This is a genomic window from Microbacterium sp. NPDC056003 (assembly GCF_042274785.1).
In the GTDB taxonomy this organism is placed as follows: Bacteria; Actinomycetota; Actinomycetes; order Actinomycetales; family Microbacteriaceae; genus Microbacterium.
The window spans coordinates 555,360-571,921 of sequence record NZ_JBHJXQ010000002.1; the positions used below are offsets into that span (position 1 = coordinate 555,360).

Below are 16,562 nucleotides of genomic sequence, written 5' to 3' on the forward strand. Positions count from 1 at the left end.
TCACTGGCCACCGTTCACCGCAGCCTGGATGGCGTTCTCGAGGTCGTCCCACTCCTGCAGCTCGAGCAGCTCACCGTCGAGGAAGAACGTCGGGGTGCTGCTCACGCCAAGCGCCTGGCCCTCCTCGAAGTCCAGCTCCACCCGCTCCGTCGTGGCCGGGTCCGCCACGGCGGCGTCATAGGCGGCCATGTCCAGACCGATCTCCTCCGCGAAGCCACGGAACAGGTCGGCGCGAGACTCCTGCGCCTCACCCCACTCCGCCTGCGTCTCGAACAGCCGGACATACATGTCCTCGAACCGGTCCTGCTGCGCGGCCGCCTCCGCCGCGACCGCCGCGTTCTTCGAGTTGAAATGGCCCGGCAGCGGGAAGTAACGGACCACATACGTGATCTCCCCCGCGAACTGCTCCCGCAGATCCTCCACGATCCGGAAGAACGCACCACACGCCTCACACTCGAAGTCGAGGAACTCCACCAGGGTGACAGCGCCCTCCCCGCCGTCGTCGAGGACATGCGAGCTCTCCCGCACTACCTGCGGGGATGCGTCACCGCCCCCAGATGGTGGAGCGGTCTGGCTCTGATTGACAAGGACGTAGATCAACGCGGCGCCCACCAGCACCACCACAACGGCGATGGTGACGAGTGTCGCCTTCACAGGGGTTTTCATCGGGTACTCCAAACCAAGACACGGCACAGGACAGAACCCGGGCACGCAACCCGGGACGAAGCGCCACCCGAAAGGGCGGCGTGCCAAATGTCAGGTTCGGGAAAGACCCAACTGCGTCAACGAGAAGACAATCGGGTGAGCACGAGCGGCCGGCGCCGGAAGCAGCGAAGGCCTTCGTGGTCGGTCACCGAGAACCGGAGGCATCCGCCGACGCCACAATCCCCGCAGCACCACCATGAACGTCAACCCGCACAACACGCCCAGCATGCACAGCGCAGCGCCCACCAACGCGTTCGGCCCAGAAGCGACGCCACCGGCGACTGCTTCATGCTCGGCCGGGGCATCTGCCACGGGCTCGACGTGCGGGTCCATCAACCCAGATATCACCAGCGGGACAGGAGACGAACCGTCCGCCTCCGTGTGGCCAGTCGCTGCCAGACCCAGCATCAGCAGCAACGCCAAACCGACGCTGGTAATGAGCCTCATTATCAACAACTGCTCATTCAGCGTCACGGAGCGCGGAGTCTGGGCCGAAGAGACCATCGCCAACAGCCTACCGTGCGCGCCCAAGCGCCACTCTGAGCCGGGTTCCGTCGACCCTTGGGCAACGCCATCTTCACCTGAAACTACAACTCTCGCTCCGACACTTCCCATGATTCGTGTCCGATCCGAGCACCGGTGCGCCCCGTCAAAGTTCAAATTCGCAACTTGCTCGAAAGAGCGCGTGGACTTTGCAACTCCTATCGAGAACCTTCATCCCGGCCGAGCCGCCTTGGTCGGCAGGGGTTGCATTCCCTACTTGGGTACGGGTTTACCGTTGGCGCATGACCGATTTTCTGGAACTCTTCGAGCAGGCTCCCGAAGCATGCACGTTGCCCACGGTGGACCGTCCGCTGCGGGTCTCCGAGTTCGCCGAGCTCTTCGCGACCGCGACGGAGACCGTCGCCCGCTCCTCCTTGACTCGGGCGGTGGTGACCCTTCCGCTGGAGTCGCTGGCGACGGCGAGAGATCTCGCGGAGCGCGAGACGGCGTGCTGCTCGTTCTTCACGTTCACGACCAGTCCGGTCGGGGGCAGCGCCGTGATGACGATTGAGGTTCCCGAGCAGTACGCCGACGTGCTCACGGCGCTCACGAGCCTCGCCGACTCGGCGCGATGACGACGATGCTCCGCAACGGCTCGGGTTCGCTCTGAAGAGGTCGCCGAGCTGCTCGACACCGGACGCCGCGACCCCAGACCTGCGCACCCGCGCGCTCGAGAAGATCGACGAGATCGAGCAGAAACTGGCCGACCTCACCGCGATCCGCGCGTCGCTGCAGCAGGTGGTCGAAGCCCGCTGCGACAGCCTGACCGGCTGCACCTGCGCCGACTGCCCGATCCCCTATGTCGACATCGCGCACCCCGAAGGAGCACCCGCATGAGCGCCCCCGAAACCACGACAAGCTGCGCGCGCAAGGCACTCACCGAGGAGGGCGTGCCGACGCGCACGAAGGTGGCCGGACTGCTCGCTCTGCTGGCCTGCGTGGGCTGCTGCGCACTCCCGTACCTGATCGTCGCCGGGATCGTCACCGGCGCTGGCGCCGCGGTCCTGCAGCAGACGCTCATCGCGGCCGCCGCGGGACTTGCCGCTCTCGCCCTGGGCATGTGGTGGCTGCGCCGACGCCAGATCGCGAAGCGACGCGCCGCAGCCGGCGGATCCGGGTGCGGCGACGCGAACTGCGCCTGCTGAGACCCGATCCCGCCGTCCGGGAGAATGGGACGATGCGAGCGAGCGTCGAGTGGATGGAACGACACCAGGTGCTGCTCTACCTCGCCGCCCTTGCCCTGGGAGCTGCGGTCGGGCTGCTCATCCCCGCGGTCGCCCACCCGGCCGAGCTCGCGATCAACCCGGTGCTGGGGCTGCTGCTCTACGCGACCTTCCTCGGTGTGCCGTTCGCGAAGATCGGCACCGCGTTCCGTGACTGGCGATTCCTCACCGCCGTCATGATCGTCAACTTCGTCCTCGTGCCGGTCGTGGTCTGGCTGTTGTCGCGGATCGTCGCCCACGATCAGGTGCTGCTCGTCGGCGTGCTGTTCGTGCTGCTCACCCCGTGCGTGGACTACGTGATCGTGTTCACCGGGATCGCCGGCGGCGCGAAGGACCGCCTGCTCGCGGCCGCGCCGCTGCTGATGATCGCCCAGATGCTGCTGCTGCCGTTCTACCTCTGGCTCTTCGTCGGCGCCGAGTTCGTCTCAAGCGTCGACCTCGCCCCGTTCGTCGAGGCGTTCCTGCTGCTCGTCGTGCTGCCGCTCATCGCGGCGGGACTCACACAGCTCGCCGCCCGCACCCCGTGGGGTGCACGGCTGCAGGACGCCGTACTCGGGGCGATGGTGCCGTTGATGATGCTCACCCTGGCCGTCGTCGTCGCCTCACAGATCGCCGGCGTCGGCCAGCAGATCGCATCGCTGCTGCTCACGATCCCCGTCTACGTGCTCTTCGCCGCCCTCATGATCCCGATCGGCGCCCTCGCCGGCAGCGTCGCCCGACTCGACGTCCCCGGCCGTCGAGCGGTCGTATTCAGCGGCGCGACCCGCAACTCGCTCGTCGTCCTCCCGCTCGTCCTTGCGCTGCCGCCCGCGTTCGACCTCGCGCCGCTCGTCGTGGTCACCCAGACCCTCGTCGAGCTCCTGGTCATGGTCGCGTTCGTCCGCCTCATCCCACGGCTCATCCCGAACAGACATCCCGTGGTCGCTGTGGCTTAGGAGCGATCTGCCTCGGTATGCGGTCTGCCGTGTTCTCGCCGTCGACGGTCGGTTCGTCAGCGGGACGCGCGTGTCAAGCGCGCGGGCGCCGAGCTGCGCGGAGCCCGTTGAGGATGACGATGACCTCCGCGACCTCGTGCACGAGCACGACTGCCGCGAGCCCGAGGATGCCGGTGATCGCCAGCGGCAGCAGAACCGCGATGATCGCGATGGACAGCACGACGTTCTGGTTGATGATGCTTCGGCCGCGGCGGGCGTGGGCGAGGGCCTGCGGGATGAGGCGCAGGTCGTGGCCGGTGAACGCGACGTCGGCGGACTCGATCGCCGCGTCCGCGCCTTTGGCTCCCATCGCGATTCCCAGGTCCGCGGCCGCCAGGGCGGGGGCGTCGTTGATGCCGTCCCCGATCATGGCCGTGGGTTGCGATGCGGACAGCTCCGCGACGGCGCTGGCCTTATCCTCGGGGCGCAGCTCGGCGCGCACGTCGCTGATACCTGCCTGTGCGGCCAGGGCCGCCGCGGTGCGGGCGTTGTCGCCGGTGAGCATCGTCACCCCGATTCCGCGGCGGTTGAGCGTGGCGATGACCTCGGGAACCTCGGGGCGCAGCTCGTCCCGGACCCCGATCGCGCCGGCCGGCCGGTCGTCGCGGTACACGATGACGACGGTCATCCCCTCGGATTCCATCACTGTCACCTCGTCGGCCAGTGTGCTGGCGGCGAGCCAGCGGGGGCTCCCGACAGCGACACGGACACCGTCGAGGGTGCCGGCGATGCCGTGCCCGGCGGTCTCGCTGACCTCCTGCGCGGTCGGCGCGTCGGGAGCGGCGTTGGTGATCGCGGCGGCCAGCGGGTGCGTACTGTGCCCTTCGAGGCTCGCCGCCCACGCCAGCACTTCATCTTCGGTCGCGCCCGCAGTGGTCACGACGCGGGCCACGGTGGGCTCGTTGCGGGTCAGCGTGCCGGTCTTGTCGACGGCAAGGTGGCGGATGCCGCCGAATCGCTCGAACGCGGCCCCGGACTTCACCACCACACCGAACTTCGACGCCGCACCGATCGCGGAGACGACCGTGACCGGGACGGCGATCGCCAGAGCGCACGGGGAGGCTGCGACGAGTACCACCAGGGCGCGGGTGATCCACAGCTCGGGGTCGCCGCTCAGCAGCGAGCCGAGTACGCCGACGAGCACGGCGAGGATCATCACGCCGGGCACGAGCGGGCGGGCGATCCGGTCGGCCAGGCGGGCACGGTCGCCCTTCTCGGCCTGGGCCTGCTCGACCAGCTCCACGATCGTGGTGAGCGAGTTGTCGGTGCCGGCGGCGGTCGCCTCGACTTCGAGGACGCCTGTCGTGTTGATCGACCCGGCTGACACGTCGACACCGGGCTCGACCTCGACCGGGATCGACTCGCCCGTGATCGCGGACGTGTCCAGACTGCTTCGGCCAGCCCGCACGATGCCGTCGGTGGCGATCCGCTCGCCCGGCCGGATCACGAGCACGTCACCGACGCGCAGCTCCTTCGCCTCGACCTCGGCCGTGGCGTCGCCGCGCTTGACCAGAGCGGTGTCGGGTACGAGCTTCAACAGTGCCCGCAACCCTGCGCGGGCGCGGTCCATTGCCTTGTCTTCCAACGCCTCCGCAATGGAGTACAGGAACGCCAACGCAGCGGCCTCCTCGACGTAGCCAAGGATCACCGCGCCAGTGGCGCTGATGGTCATCAGGAGTCCGATGCCGAGCTTGCCCTTGGTGAACAGCTTGCGCAGCGCACCGGGGACGAACGTGTACGCGCCCAGCAGCAGACCGATCCAGAACAGCACCAGGCCGGCGGTCTCCGCGCCAGTCCATTCGCATATCAGGCCGGCGGCGAACGCGACGCCGGAGGCGATGGGGATCAGGACGCTTGGACTCCGATACCAGGGCCGGTCGTCGTCGTCGTCATCGTCGAGGTCGACACGCTCGACCTGCGAACCCGTGACCGTGCTCACGCGCTCGCCTCCCCCACCACGCAGCCCTCAACCCCACAGTCGGGGTCCATGCACGGCACGCTCTCGTCGACGGCCAGGGTCACGTCGACGAGCGTGGTCAGCGCGCGGGTCAGGTGCGGGTCCGCGACCTCGTAGCGGGTCTGCCGACCCTCGGGCTCGGCCACCACGATCCCGCACCCGCGCAGGCACGTCAGATGGTTCGACACGTTCGAGCGCGACAGCCCCAGCTCCCGGGACAGCACGGCAGGGTAGCTCGGGCCGGCCAGGAGGGTCAGGAGGATTCGGGAGCGGGTCGGGTCGGCCATAGCCCGTCCGAGCCGGTTCATCACGTCGAGTCGATCGGCAATAGTCAGCATACGATGACTATACACCCAACGATGTACAAACCCGCGGGCCCCGGAGGCGACAATCGGGTCAAGTTTATGGTTGGGCGTAGGCTTCCTGGCGGGCGGCTTTCCAGACGACGCGGGCGGCATCTGCATTGAGCAGGCCGATGGCGATGCCGACGACGATGTCCAGCCATCCGGTGACGAACCAGATGGTGAGCACGCCCACGGCGATGATCGCGAGGTTGGCGAGGGCGTCGTTGCGTGCCGAAAGCCAGGCCGCTTTGGTGAGGCTGCCCGCTTGGTGGCGGTGCCGGGCGAGGATGGTCGCGCAGGCGAGGTTGACGGCGAGGGCGCCGAGCGCGGTGATCGACAGGGCGGCGGGGTCGGGCGCGACTGGGTCGAGGATCTTCACGATCGCAGTCCAGATCGTCGCAACGGCCGGGATGAGGATCACGAACGCCAAGACGCTTCCCGCGATCGCGCGGCGGCGCACCGGCCAGGGGATCGCCGCGTAGATGAGCAGGTTGACCGCGGCATCCTCGAGGAAGTCCACGCTATCGGCGAAGAGAGAGACCGATCCGATCGTGAGGGCGACGGCGAACTCGATGCCGAAGTACGCCAGGTTCAGCGCGGCGACGATCAGCACCACACGCCTGAGAGCATCCATACTTCTCATCCTCGCTGGGGGACAGCTGCGCCCCGTGCAGCCGTTGTAGGCTCGGCAGTCGCTGGGGTCGGTGGATAGGGTGAGCGAATGAGCCGGGACCCACAAGGCACGGTCTCCGGGTTGACGGCTGGGACCTCGCCGGGCCGTTGGCGAAAGTCGCTGCCGTTGGTCTTCCTTATCGGAGCCGCGGTCGGGGTGCTGGGTGGAATGATCGGCCTTGGTGGTGCGGAGTTCCGGTTGCCGCTGCTGATCGGCCTGTTCGGGCTGGCAGCGTTGCCGGCGATCATCATGAACAAGGCGATGAGCCTCATCGTCGTCATCATCGCCCTGCCCGCCCGTCTCCTCGGCGTTCCGCTGGCCGAGGTGCCCCCGTACTGGTACGTCATCGTGAACCTGCTGATCGGCAGCCTCATCGGCGCGTGGGTAGGGGCGAACTGGGCGACGAAGATCGCGAGCAAGACCCTCTACCGCGTCCTCGGGGTCCTGCTCGTCCTGATCGCCGTCGTCCTCGTGCTCACGCACTTCATCGGCGCCAACCCGCTGAATCTGCCTGTGACGTGGCAGTGGCTGATCGGCGTGGTCGCCGGGTTCGCGATCGGCGTCGTCGCCGCCCTGATGGGCGTGGCCGGGGGTGAGCTGCTGATTCCGACGATCGTGCTCCTCTACGGCATCGACATCAAGATTGCCGGCACCCTGTCGCTGGCGGTATCGCTGCCGACGATGCTGGTCGCGTTCGCCCGCTACAGTCGCGACAACAGCTTCACCGTCCTACGGCAGAACCCCGGATTCCTCATCGCCATGACCGCCGGGTCGATCGTCGGCACCATCATCGGCGGACTGCTGCTGGGCGTGTTCCCGAGCGTCGTCATAGTCCCGCTGCTCGCTCTGCTGCTCGTGCTGTCCTCGTGGAAGGTCTGGAACCACAAGTAGCGCGAGGAACGGTCATCTCTGCGCGGCGCTGCCGACAGCCGTGGCGTTCGGGATGAGCCGCGGGATCAGAGGTCGGTGCTGAATACGGTGCGTAGCGCGGTCATGGCATCGGGGCGTGCCTTGTAGTAGACCCACACTCCGCGCTTTTCCCGGTCGACGAGTCCGGCGTCGTGCAGGATCTTGAGGTGGTGGCTGAGGGTCGATTGGGATAGGTCGAAGCCCTCGGTCAGGTCGCACATGGCGCACGCTTCGCCGCTCTCGTGCGAAAGCACCATCGACATCAGCCGTAGCCGCACCGGGTCTGCGAGGGCCTTCAGCATCCGAGACAGAGGCTCCGCCTGGGTGGGGGTGATCGGCTCCCGGGACAACGGTGTGCAGTACCCGAGGGCGCTGCCCGGGGAAAGGGTCAGGGGCATTGACATGCCTCCAGTGTCCCACACTTCGATACTTTGACGAATATCGATATCTGCGTAGGATGGGAGCCGGACTTCGAAGTTGATCGAAGTCATCTCGACTGAAGGAGACACCCGTGAGTGCACCGATCCAGCTTGTTCGTTCCAAGTACCGCACCCTCGAAGGCGGGTGCGTGAGTTGCTCCGGCGACCTCGCCACGATCCAGTCTGTGCCGGGCGTGCAGGACGTCGACGCGCTGGCCTCCGGTGTCGTGCTGGTCACGCATGACGGCTCCGTGACTGACGCTGCCGTGATCGAGGCCGCCCAGAAGGCCGGGCTGCCCCTGGCCGCGGCAGGTCCTGCGCGTCCCCTCCGCGGCTAACCGCTCCCCGGAACGTCACTCCCAGGAAGAAGGACAACGGATGAGTATTGGCGCGAACCCACCGACACAGGTGGCACCCGTGACACCACGGGCTGTCCGGCGTCGGTGGTGGCAGGAGCCAGCGATGGTGACCTTGGGGGTTGCGTCGGTGCTGCTGGTCGCGGGCCTGGTCGTGGAGTGGTCAGCCCATCTCGAGCCGGTCTCGCTGGCGATGTTCTGGGCCGCGATCATTGTCGGGGGTGTCTATCCGCTGCGCAGCGCGGTTCGGGCGGTCCGCAACAAGCGGCTGACGATCACCGTGCTGCTGGTGGTGGCCGTGATCGGCGCGATTGCGCTGGGTGTCGTCGAAGAAGCGGCGATGCTCGTGGTCATCTTCAGCCTGGGTGAAGCGATGGAAGCTTACGCGACCGACAAGGCGCGCGGGTCCATCGGCGCGCTGATGGAGTTGGCACCCCCGACTGCCACCCGCCTCTCCCACGGCGACCGGAGCGAGACCGTGGCGGTGGAGGAGCTGCACCCCGGCGATGTCGTGCTCGTGCGTCCCGGCGAACGCCTCCCCACCGATGGCATCGTCGCCGACGGTGCTTCATGGGTGGATGCCAGCCCAGTCACCGGAGAATCGGTGCCGGTCGAGGCCACTGCCGGCACCGAGGTCTTCGGGGGAAGTATGAACGGCAACGGGGTGCTGCGGGTACGGGTCACCAAGGAGCACTATGACACCGTGCTCGCCCGGGTGATAGAGCAGGTCGAGGAAGCGCAGGCCAACCGGAGCGGAGCAGAGCGGTTCGCGGACAAGTTCAGTGCCGTCTACACCCCGGCGATGTTCATCCTGGCCATCGCCGCGGCCCTGCTCCTGCCGCTGTTCGGGTTCGAGTGGCGTGAGGCGATCTACCGGGCACTGGTCATCCTCGTCGTGTCGTGCTCCTGCGCGCTCATCATCTCGGTGCCCGTCAGCGTCGTCACCGCGATCGCCCGCGGTGCACGGGATGGGATCCTCATCAAGGGCGGGGTCTACCTCGAGCGCCTCGCCGATATCAAGGCCGTGGCCTTCGACAAGACCGGGACACTGACCCGCGGCAGACCCACGCTAACCACCGTCATCCCCGTGGGCGACCTCACCGAGGACGAGGCCTTAGCATTGGCGGCCGCGGTCGAGGCGGGCAGCGAACACCCCATCGCCACCGCGATCGTCACTGGCGCGAACGCTCGCGGCCTCGTCGTTCCCGCCGCAATGGGCGCTCGCGCCCTGCCCGGTGCCGGCATGGAGGCCATTGTCGACGGCCGCCCCGTGCACATCGGTCGCCCGACAGCCGCCGACCGTGCAAGGTCAGATGTCGGATTGGTGGTCTCCCAAGCCGAGTCAGAAGGCCGGACAGCTGTCGTGCTCCGCGACGAAACCCTTGCACTGGCCGTGCTGACTGTGGCCGATCAACTGCGCCCAGATGCGCAGTACAGCATCGACGAGCTCCGCGCACTGGGAATCACACGTGTCATGATGCTCACCGGCGACAGCACGACCGTTGCCCGATCGACCGCCGACGCCCTCGGGCTGGATGACTACCGCGCCGAGCTGTTGCCCGAGGACAAGTCCGCCGCAGTCCTTGAACTGCGTCAGACGCACGGCCTGATCGCCATGGTCGGTGACGGCGTCAACGACGCCCCCGCCCTGGCCAACGCCGACCTTGCCATCGCGATGGGCGCCGCCGGCACCGATGTCGCCCTGGAGACCGCCGACGTCGCCCTCATGGCCGACGAGCTCGACCGGCTCCCCGCAGCGATCCGCCTCTCCCGCCGAGCGCGGAACAACATCAAGATCAATATCGTGCTCAGCCTGACTGTCGTGGCCATCCTGATCGTCGCCGCCCTCGGCGGGTGGATGTCCCTGACCACCGGCCTCCTTCTGAATGAAGGCAGCGCGGCCCTGATCATCCTCAACGGCCTGCGCATGCTGGTACCAGGACGTGGTGAAACTCGCCGGAGTCAGACAACTCCAACCACTGGCCACGGCCCCGCACGCGCGATGGCCGTCCGATGAGCGATCCGCTATCGAGACGCTAAGTCGCGTGGCGAGGGTCGCATGGGATTGTGGGCCCGACCAGCGCGGCTCCGCCCCAAGGAATATCTCTCGATTCACGCGGATTTTGGCATGTTGTGGGCACCCCCGATTGCGGCGGCAGATTAGAGGTCGACACCCGACGAGGCTGGCGCGACACGATCCCTGCCACCCGCGTGAAATTGACCTCGCATCTTAATTCATGTGGTGGAGGCTTCCGCGCTTGCGGTGCTCGCCGACCCCACCCACCCACGGATCGGGCATGTGGTTCGCAACGCCAAGGGCGGGCGGGCGTGGTGGGGGCGTATGGCCGACGAGCTCGGGTTTGCGACAGGCCCACCGTCAGCCATCACATAGGCGTACTTCATGGCGCGGTGTCTCGACGGACACCAGGCACGACGACGACGACGGGTCACACGGGTTCTGGCTCTTTCGCTGGGGAGACGGTGCTGGTCTCCTCGGGAGCCTGTTCGGGAAGGCGCAGCCGCTTGAGCAGGAGGGCGTTGACGGCGACGATGACGCTGGAGCCCGACATGGACAGTGCGGCGATCTCCGGGGAGAGCATGATCCCGAACGCGGGGTAGAACACGCCGGCGGCGATCGGCAGGGCGGCGGCGTTGTAGCCGATGGCCCAGCCGAGGTTCTGCCGCATCTTGCGGAGCGTGCCCTTGCCGATCTTCAGCGCGATCGCGACGTCGAGGGGGTCGGAGCGCATCAGCACGACGTCGGCGGTCTCGATGGCGACGTCTGTGCCAGCGCCGATCGCGATGCCGAGGTCGGCCTGGGCGAGGGCGGGGGCGTCGTTGACGCCGTCGCCGACCATCGCGACCTTCTTCCCCGCCGCCTGCAGCTCGGCGACCTTCTGCGACTTGTCTTCGGGGAGCACCTCGGCGATCACGGTGTCGATGCCCAGCAGGGCGGCGATGCGGTCGGCGGTGGGCTTGTTGTCGCCGGTGAGCATCGCGACCTCGATGCCCTGCTCGTGCAACGCGTCGATCGCGGTCTTCGCGCTCTCCCGGGGCGCGTCGGCCAGGGCGATCACACCGGCGATCTTCCCGTCGACGGCGAACAGGATCGCCGTGCGACCCGACCCCGCCAGCTCCTCCTGCGCGGCGCGTACGGGTGTGATGTCGATGCCCTCCGCGGCCATCAGGCGCGTATTGCCGAGCACGACCTGCCTCCCGTCGACGGTCGCCACCGCCCCCTGCCCGGTGACGTTGCGGAACGCGGTCGCGGTGCGGCGCGGGATGTCGCGGGCGTCGGCGTACGCGACGATCGCCTGGGCGAGGGGATGCTCCGATTCCCGCTCCGCGGACGCTGCCAGACTGAGCAGCTCGAGGTCGTCTCCCCCGGCGGTGAGGTAGTCGGTGACCTCTGGTTCGCCTTTGGTCAAGGTGCCGGTCTTGTCGAACACGACCGTGGTAATGCGTGCGGCGGTCTCGATGCCGGCGGCGTTCTTGAACAGCACGCCCCGCTTGGCGCCCAGGCCGGTGCCGACCATGATCGCCGTCGGGGTCGCCAGTCCCAGGGCGTCGGGGCAGGTGATCACCACGACGGTGATGGCGAACAGGATCGCCATCGGCACCTCGGCGCCCGCGAGCAGCCACACCAGGAAGGTCAGGGTGCCGCCGATCAGGGCGACCAGCACCAGCCAGAACGCGGCCCGGTCAGCGAGCCGCTGACCCGGCGCTTTGGAGTTCTGCGCCTCCTGCACCAGCTTCACGATCTGCGCCAGCGCCGTATCGGACCCTACTTTCGTGGCCCGCACCCGGAGCGTTCCGACGGTGTTCACGGTCGCGCCGATCACCTCCGACCCGGACGACTTCTCCACCGGCATGGACTCGCCGGTGACCATCGACTCGTCCACCTCGGACTCCCCGGACTCCACGACCCCGTCCGTGGGGATCTTCGCCCCCGGCCGCACCAACATCAGATCCTCCGGGACGACCTCGGAGGTGGGGATCTCGCTCTCCTGCCCGTCGCGGATCACGACCGCCTGCGACGGGGCAAGCTCGAGGAGCGTTCGGATCGCGTCGTTCGCGCCGCCGCGGGCGCGCATCTCCACCCAATGGCCCAGCAGCACGAAGGTCGCGAGAACCGTGGCGGCCTCGTAGAACACCTCGCCGCCGCCGGTGAGGGTGACCGCGAGGCTGTACAGCCAGCCGGCGCCGACACCGACCGAGACGAGCACCATCATGTCCAGGGTTCGGGCGCGCAGGGCCCGGTAGGCGCCGTCGAAGAAGATCCACGCGGAGTAGAAGATCACCGGCAGCGACAGGGTCAGCATGAACACGTCATCGCGCAGCCCGAACGGCGCCGGGACCTCGAACCCGATCACCTCCCGCCCGATCGGGGACCACAAGGTGATCGGGATCGACAGGATCAGCGCGACCAGGAACCGGTTGCGCATGTCCCGGATCATCGCGTCCATCGACATCCCGCCGCCGTGCCCGCCGTGACCCATCATCTCCTGCGCGCTGTGCCCCGACGCCGCACCGTGATCGTGCCCGCCTGGGGCCGCGGCGGGACCGGCGTGCTCGACGTCGTGACCGGCGTGCTCGCCGGTATCCGCCGTCGCCGAGGGGGCATGGCCCTGTGGTGCGACCGGGTGCGCGTGGTCGTGGCCAGCAGCGTGGTCGTGGACGGGGTTGTCGTGATGGTCTGCATGACCCTCGTGGCTCGCATGACCCGTGTGATCTGCGTGGTCTTGGTACTCGGCGTGACCCGCACGCGTTTCTTGCGCGTCGTGAGCCGCGTGGCCGTGGTGGGCGCTGTGGTCGTGCGTACCGTCGCCGTGCGGGTCGTGCGCAGGGTCGCAGATGTGGTCGGGGACGGACTGGCCGGCGCAGTGGTAGCCGCATTCGATGATCCACTGCTGCAGGTGCGCGACCGAGGTGGTCTGCGGGTCGTATGTGACGGTCGCGGTCTGCGAGACGGGGTTCGCGTCGACGGCGATCACGCCGGGCTGGCGGCCCAGGTGGGCTTCGGTGACGTTCTTGGAGGTCGCGCGGATCATGCCGCTCACCTGCAGGGTCACGGTCTTGGTGTCGTTCATCACAGTTCCTTCCCGGGAACGGGGTCGGTGGAGCGGGGATCGGTGTCGGTGTGGGGCCATTGCCAGTCGGTCACCGCGGGAATGTCGGTGCCGTGCTCGCGGGTGTGGGCGCGGGCGCGCAGGCGGGCGTCCTGCAGCTCCTGTCGGAGACCTGCGTGGCGGGCGGCCAGGCCCGGGACGTGGTCGAGGACGTCGATGGCGAGCCGGTACCGGTCGAGGTCGTTGAGCATGACCATGTCGAACGGGGTGGTGGTGGTGCCGCGCTCCTGGAAGCCGTGCACGTGCAGGTTCTGATGCCCGGTGCGTTTGTAGGTGAGCCGGTGGATCAGCCACGGGTAGCCGTGGTAGGCGAAGATCACCGGCTTGTCGGGGGTGAAGATCGCGTCGAACTCCCGATCCGGCAGCCCGTGCGGGTGCTGGTCCTCGGACTGCAGCCGGGTCAAATCCACGACGTTGACCACCCGCACCTTCAGGTCCGGGATGTGCTCGCGCAGCAGGGCCGCCGCGGCCAGAGTCTCCAGGGTGGGGACGTCGCCGGCGGCGGCGAGCACGACATCCGGCTCCGTGCCCTCGGTCTCGGTGCCCGCCCACGGCAGGATCCCGAGCCCGCGGGTGCAGTGCTCGATCGCCTCGTCCATGCTCAGCCACTGCGGGGCGGGCTGCTTGCCGGCGACGACCACGTTGATGTAGCCGGTCGAGCGCAGGCAGTGGTCGTAGGTGGACAGCAGCGTGTTCGCATCGAACGGCAGATACACCCGCACCACGTCGGGGCTCTTGTTCAGGGCGAGGTCGATGAACCCGGGGTCCTGGTGGGAGAACCCGTTGTGGTCCTGTCGCCACACGTGACTGGACAGCAGATAGTTGAAGCTCGGGATCGGGTCCCGCCAGGCCACGTCACGGGCCGCTTCGAGCCATTTGGCGTGCTGGTTGAACATCGAGTCGACGATGTGGGTGAACGCCTCGTAGCAGTTGAACAGCCCATGCCGCCCGGTCAGCACGTACCCTTCCAGCCATCCCTGGCACTGGTGCTCGCTGAGCACCTCCATCACCCGCCCCGCCGGCGCAAGGTGCTCGTCCACCGGCTCCATAGCCGCGTTCCACTGCTTGCCCGTCGCCGAGTAGACGGCTGGGGCGAGCCGGTTGGAGGCGGTCTCGTCGGGCCCGAAGATGCGGAAGTTGTCCGGGTTGTCCTCGATCACCCCCGCCAGCCACTCGCCCAGCACCCGCGTCGCCTCCGCCGTTCCCGCCCCGCGCGCCTCCGGGTCGACCGGGTGGGCGTGCGCCCGGAAGTCCGGCAGGCGCAGCGGGACGGTCAGCTGCCCGCCGTTGCCGGCCGGGTTCGCGCTCATCCGCCGCACCCCCTCCGGCGCCACCGCAACCGTGCCGGGCAGCGGGGCGCCGGCCGCGTCGAACAGCTCGTCGGGCCGGTAGGAGGCCAGCCAGTCCTGCAGGATCCGCAGATGCTCTGGGTTGTCGCGGACCTCCGCGAGCGGCACCTGGTGCGAGCGCCAGGTGCCCTCCACCGGCAGCCCGTCGATCACCTTCGGGCAGGTCCAGCCCTTCGGGCTGCGCAGCACGATCGCCGGCCACGCCGGACGCCCCTCCAAGGTGCCCGCCGCGGCGGCGGCCTTGATGTCCGCGATCCGGTCCAGCACCGCATCCAGCACCCCCGCAAACCGGGCGTGCGACTCCTGCGGGGTCTCGTCGTCGAACCCGACCGTGACCACGAACGGCTCATGCCCGTAGCCGCGCAGCAGGGCCACCAGCTCCTCCTCGGGGATGCGGGACAGCACCGTCGGGTTGGCGATCTTGTACCCGTTCAGGTGCAGGATCGGCAGCACCACCCCGTCCGCGACCGGGTTGAGGAACTTGTTGCCGTGCCACGCCGTCGCCAACGGCCCGGTCTCGGCCTCCCCGTCACCGATCACGCACGCCACCAGCAGGTCCGGGTTGTCAAACGCCGCCCCGTAGGCGTGCACCAGGGAGTAGCCCAGCTCACCGCCCTCGTTGATCGACCCCGGCGTCTCCGGCGACGCATGCGAAGGGATCCCACCCGGGAACGAGAACTGCCGAAACAGCGCCCGCACCCCGTCCTCGTCCCGCGTGATCCGGGGGAACAGCTCCGTGTAGGTGCCGTCCAGGTAGGCGTTGGCGACCATCCCCGGCCCGCCATGCCCCGGCCCCGTCACATACAGGGTGTCCAGGTCCCGGTCGGCGATGGCGCGGTTCAGGTGCGCGTACAGGAAGTTCAGGCCCGGGGTGGTGCCCCAGTGGCCCAGCAGCCGCGGCTTGACGTCCTCCCTGGTCAGCGGGCGCCGCAGCAGCGGGTTGTCGAGCAGGTAGATCTGCCCGATGCTGAGGTAGTTCACCGCCCGCCACCACGCATCCACCCCCGCCAGCCGCTCCGGGGTGGGGTCTTTGGCGCGGTGGGCCCAACGGGCCGATGCGGGTGTGATGGTCATGGGTGTTCTCCTGTCGAAGCGGTGGCCGGGCGGAGGATCGTGGTCTCGTCGGGGGCGGGGCCGAGGCGGACGATGCCGCGGTCGTCGACGAGCAGCACGGTCCCGTTGGCGGTCGTGGCGATGGCCTGCACCCGCCCGGCGGCGGTGCCGACCTGTTCCCATGTGCCCGTCGGTATCAGGCGCCACAGGACGCCGTCGGTGTCCACCCCGACGAGGACTTGACCGGCGGTGGCGACGGTGTACAGCAGCGGTGCGTCGGGCACTGGGGTGAACGTCACGCCGCCGTCGATGCTGGCCTGCAGTCCTGCCTCGGTCGCGGCGTACACCGTCTCGTCGGCGACGGCGAGCCCGGCGAGCCCGGCGAGGATGGGTCCGTTGTCCCAGGAGAGCCCGCGGTCGCTGCTGCGGCGCAGTGCGGGACCGGTCGACCCGACCCCGTAGAGGGTGCCGTCCGCGGCGGCGGTGAGGATGTGGAAGTCCTCCGCACCGGTGGACGCGACCGGCTCCCAGGTCTGGCCTGCGTCGGTGCTGCGGATCAGACCGAGGTTGGGGGCGCCGAGCTCGGCCGGGGTGGACGGGCCGGGGTGCCCGGATGCGAACCAGGTGCCGTCGGTGACGGTGAACCCCATCGCGTCGAAGTCGTGCCCGCCCACGAGGCCTGTCACCTGCCCGTCTTCGTCGACCCGGTAGATGCCGGTATGCGTTGCCAGCAGCACGCCCTCCCCGTCGGCGGCGATCGCGTGCACGTGTTCGAAGGGGTCCGGGTCGGCCGCGGGATGCGGTGGCGGGTCGGGGGTGCAGCCGGTCAGCAGCAGCATGCCGGCGGTCAGGGCGGCGGCCGCGGCGACGGCCGCGGATCGGGTGATCAAGGGGAACCTCCATGAGGGTGTGGCAGTGGGTCTCGTGG

At 68.6% G+C, this 16,562-nt stretch carries 15 protein-coding genes; 6 read left to right on the forward strand and 9 right to left on the reverse strand.

The features are described 5' to 3' along the window. The gene (locus ACFC1W_RS11985; RefSeq protein ID WP_375992901.1) at positions 1-666 is read right to left on the reverse strand and encodes a DsbA family protein; all 666 of its coding nucleotides are present in this window, start codon (positions 664-666) and stop codon (positions 1-3) included. Between the two features lie 90 nt (positions 667-756). Next, positions 757-1,179: a hypothetical protein gene (locus ACFC1W_RS11990; protein WP_375992701.1), complete on the reverse strand. Its 423-nt coding sequence runs from the start codon at positions 1,177-1,179 to the stop codon at positions 757-759. Positions 1,180-1,490: 311 nt separating this feature from the next. Between ACFC1W_RS11990 and ACFC1W_RS11995 the strand changes: the two genes are divergently transcribed. From ACFC1W_RS11995 to ACFC1W_RS12005, 3 genes are all read left to right on the forward strand, one after another. Next, the gene (locus ACFC1W_RS11995; RefSeq protein WP_060958844.1) at positions 1,491-1,823 is read left to right on the forward strand and encodes a hypothetical protein; all 333 of its coding nucleotides are present in this window, start codon (positions 1,491-1,493) and stop codon (positions 1,821-1,823) included. Between the two features lie 258 nt (positions 1,824-2,081). Further along, positions 2,082-2,393, forward strand: coding sequence for a hypothetical protein (locus ACFC1W_RS12000; protein WP_375992704.1), 312 nt, complete (start codon positions 2,082-2,084; stop codon positions 2,391-2,393). 32 nt (positions 2,394-2,425) lie between these two features. Beyond that, positions 2,426-3,406, forward strand: a complete 981-nt coding sequence (locus ACFC1W_RS12005; protein WP_375992707.1) for an arsenic resistance protein — start codon at positions 2,426-2,428, stop codon at positions 3,404-3,406. A gap of 73 nt (positions 3,407-3,479) precedes the next feature. Here ACFC1W_RS12005 and ACFC1W_RS12010 read toward each other — a convergent pair whose 3' ends face one another. The 3 genes from ACFC1W_RS12010 to ACFC1W_RS12020 all read right to left on the reverse strand — a co-directional run bounded on the left by ACFC1W_RS12010 (position 3,480) and on the right by ACFC1W_RS12020 (position 6,380). Beyond that, positions 3,480-5,384, reverse strand: coding sequence for a heavy metal translocating P-type ATPase (locus ACFC1W_RS12010; RefSeq protein WP_375992711.1), 1,905 nt, complete (start codon positions 5,382-5,384; stop codon positions 3,480-3,482). Then, positions 5,381-5,740, reverse strand: a complete 360-nt coding sequence (locus ACFC1W_RS12015) for an ArsR/SmtB family transcription factor (RefSeq protein ID WP_375992712.1) — start codon at positions 5,738-5,740, stop codon at positions 5,381-5,383. Before ACFC1W_RS12015 ends, ACFC1W_RS12010 begins: the two co-directional genes overlap by 4 nt. A gap of 64 nt (positions 5,741-5,804) precedes the next feature. Then, positions 5,805-6,380, reverse strand: a complete 576-nt coding sequence (locus tag ACFC1W_RS12020; protein ID WP_375992715.1) for a cation transporter — start codon at positions 6,378-6,380, stop codon at positions 5,805-5,807. A 165-nt stretch (positions 6,381-6,545) separates the two neighbouring features. On the opposite strand from ACFC1W_RS12020, the gene ACFC1W_RS12025 reads away from it, so the two are divergent. Beyond that, positions 6,546-7,310, forward strand: a complete 765-nt coding sequence (locus ACFC1W_RS12025; protein WP_375992717.1) for a sulfite exporter TauE/SafE family protein — start codon at positions 6,546-6,548, stop codon at positions 7,308-7,310. A gap of 65 nt (positions 7,311-7,375) precedes the next feature. On the opposite strand, the gene ACFC1W_RS12030 is transcribed toward ACFC1W_RS12025, so the two are convergent. After that, complete coding sequence (locus ACFC1W_RS12030) at positions 7,376-7,630, reverse strand: ArsR/SmtB family transcription factor (protein WP_375992719.1); 255 nt, start codon at positions 7,628-7,630, stop codon at positions 7,376-7,378. 209 nt (positions 7,631-7,839) lie between these two features. On the opposite strand from ACFC1W_RS12030, the gene ACFC1W_RS12035 reads away from it, so the two are divergent. Together ACFC1W_RS12035 and ACFC1W_RS12040 are read left to right on the forward strand one after the other, a co-directional pair. Beyond that, the gene (locus ACFC1W_RS12035; protein ID WP_375992721.1) at positions 7,840-8,085 is read left to right on the forward strand and encodes a hypothetical protein; all 246 of its coding nucleotides are present in this window, start codon (positions 7,840-7,842) and stop codon (positions 8,083-8,085) included. Between the two features lie 124 nt (positions 8,086-8,209). Further along, the gene (locus ACFC1W_RS12040; protein ID WP_375992724.1) at positions 8,210-10,120 is read left to right on the forward strand and encodes a heavy metal translocating P-type ATPase; all 1,911 of its coding nucleotides are present in this window, start codon (positions 8,210-8,212) and stop codon (positions 10,118-10,120) included. 430 nt (positions 10,121-10,550) lie between these two features. On the opposite strand, the gene ACFC1W_RS12045 is transcribed toward ACFC1W_RS12040, so the two are convergent. From ACFC1W_RS12045 to ACFC1W_RS12055, 3 genes are read right to left on the reverse strand one after another with little or no spacing between them, the layout of a single operon-like run. Then, positions 10,551-13,193 (reverse strand): heavy metal translocating P-type ATPase, encoded by a 2,643-nt coding sequence (locus ACFC1W_RS12045; RefSeq protein WP_375992726.1) that lies wholly within the window; start codon positions 13,191-13,193, stop codon positions 10,551-10,553. Continuing rightward, positions 13,193-15,655, reverse strand: coding sequence for a phosphoketolase (locus ACFC1W_RS12050; RefSeq protein WP_375992729.1), 2,463 nt, complete (start codon positions 15,653-15,655; stop codon positions 13,193-13,195). The genes ACFC1W_RS12045 and ACFC1W_RS12050 overlap by 1 nt, the downstream gene beginning before the upstream one ends. Then, entirely contained in the window at positions 15,652-16,524 is an 873-nt protein-coding gene (locus tag ACFC1W_RS12055) for a F510_1955 family glycosylhydrolase (RefSeq protein WP_375992732.1), read from the reverse strand. The genes ACFC1W_RS12050 and ACFC1W_RS12055 overlap by 4 nt, the downstream gene beginning before the upstream one ends. Positions 16,525-16,562: the final 38 nt, after the last annotated feature.

What these genes read in the sequence shown, in the direction of transcription:
- ACFC1W_RS11985 (WP_375992901.1), bottom strand. Translation starts at nt 666, where the DNA reads ATGAAAACCCCTGTGAAGGCGACACTCGTCACCATCGCCGTTGTGGTG.
- ACFC1W_RS12020 (WP_375992715.1), bottom strand. Translation starts at nt 6,380, where the DNA reads ATGGATGCTCTCAGGCGTGTGGTGCTGATCGTCGCCGCGCTGAACCTG.
- ACFC1W_RS11995 (WP_060958844.1), top strand. Translation starts at nt 1,491, where the DNA reads ATGACCGATTTTCTGGAACTCTTCGAGCAGGCTCCCGAAGCATGCACG.
- ACFC1W_RS12000 (WP_375992704.1), top strand. Translation starts at nt 2,082, where the DNA reads ATGAGCGCCCCCGAAACCACGACAAGCTGCGCGCGCAAGGCACTCACC.
- ACFC1W_RS12045 (WP_375992726.1), bottom strand. Translation starts at nt 13,193, where the DNA reads ATGAACGACACCAAGACCGTGACCCTGCAGGTGAGCGGCATGATCCGC.
- ACFC1W_RS12030 (WP_375992719.1), bottom strand. Translation starts at nt 7,630, where the DNA reads ATGCTGAAGGCCCTCGCAGACCCGGTGCGGCTACGGCTGATGTCGATG.
- ACFC1W_RS12005 (WP_375992707.1), top strand. Translation starts at nt 2,426, where the DNA reads ATGCGAGCGAGCGTCGAGTGGATGGAACGACACCAGGTGCTGCTCTAC.
- ACFC1W_RS12050 (WP_375992729.1), bottom strand. Translation starts at nt 15,655, where the DNA reads ATGACCATCACACCCGCATCGGCCCGTTGGGCCCACCGCGCCAAAGAC.
- ACFC1W_RS12040 (WP_375992724.1), top strand. Translation starts at nt 8,210, where the DNA reads ATGGTGACCTTGGGGGTTGCGTCGGTGCTGCTGGTCGCGGGCCTGGTC.
- ACFC1W_RS12015 (WP_375992712.1), bottom strand. Translation starts at nt 5,740, where the DNA reads ATGCTGACTATTGCCGATCGACTCGACGTGATGAACCGGCTCGGACGG.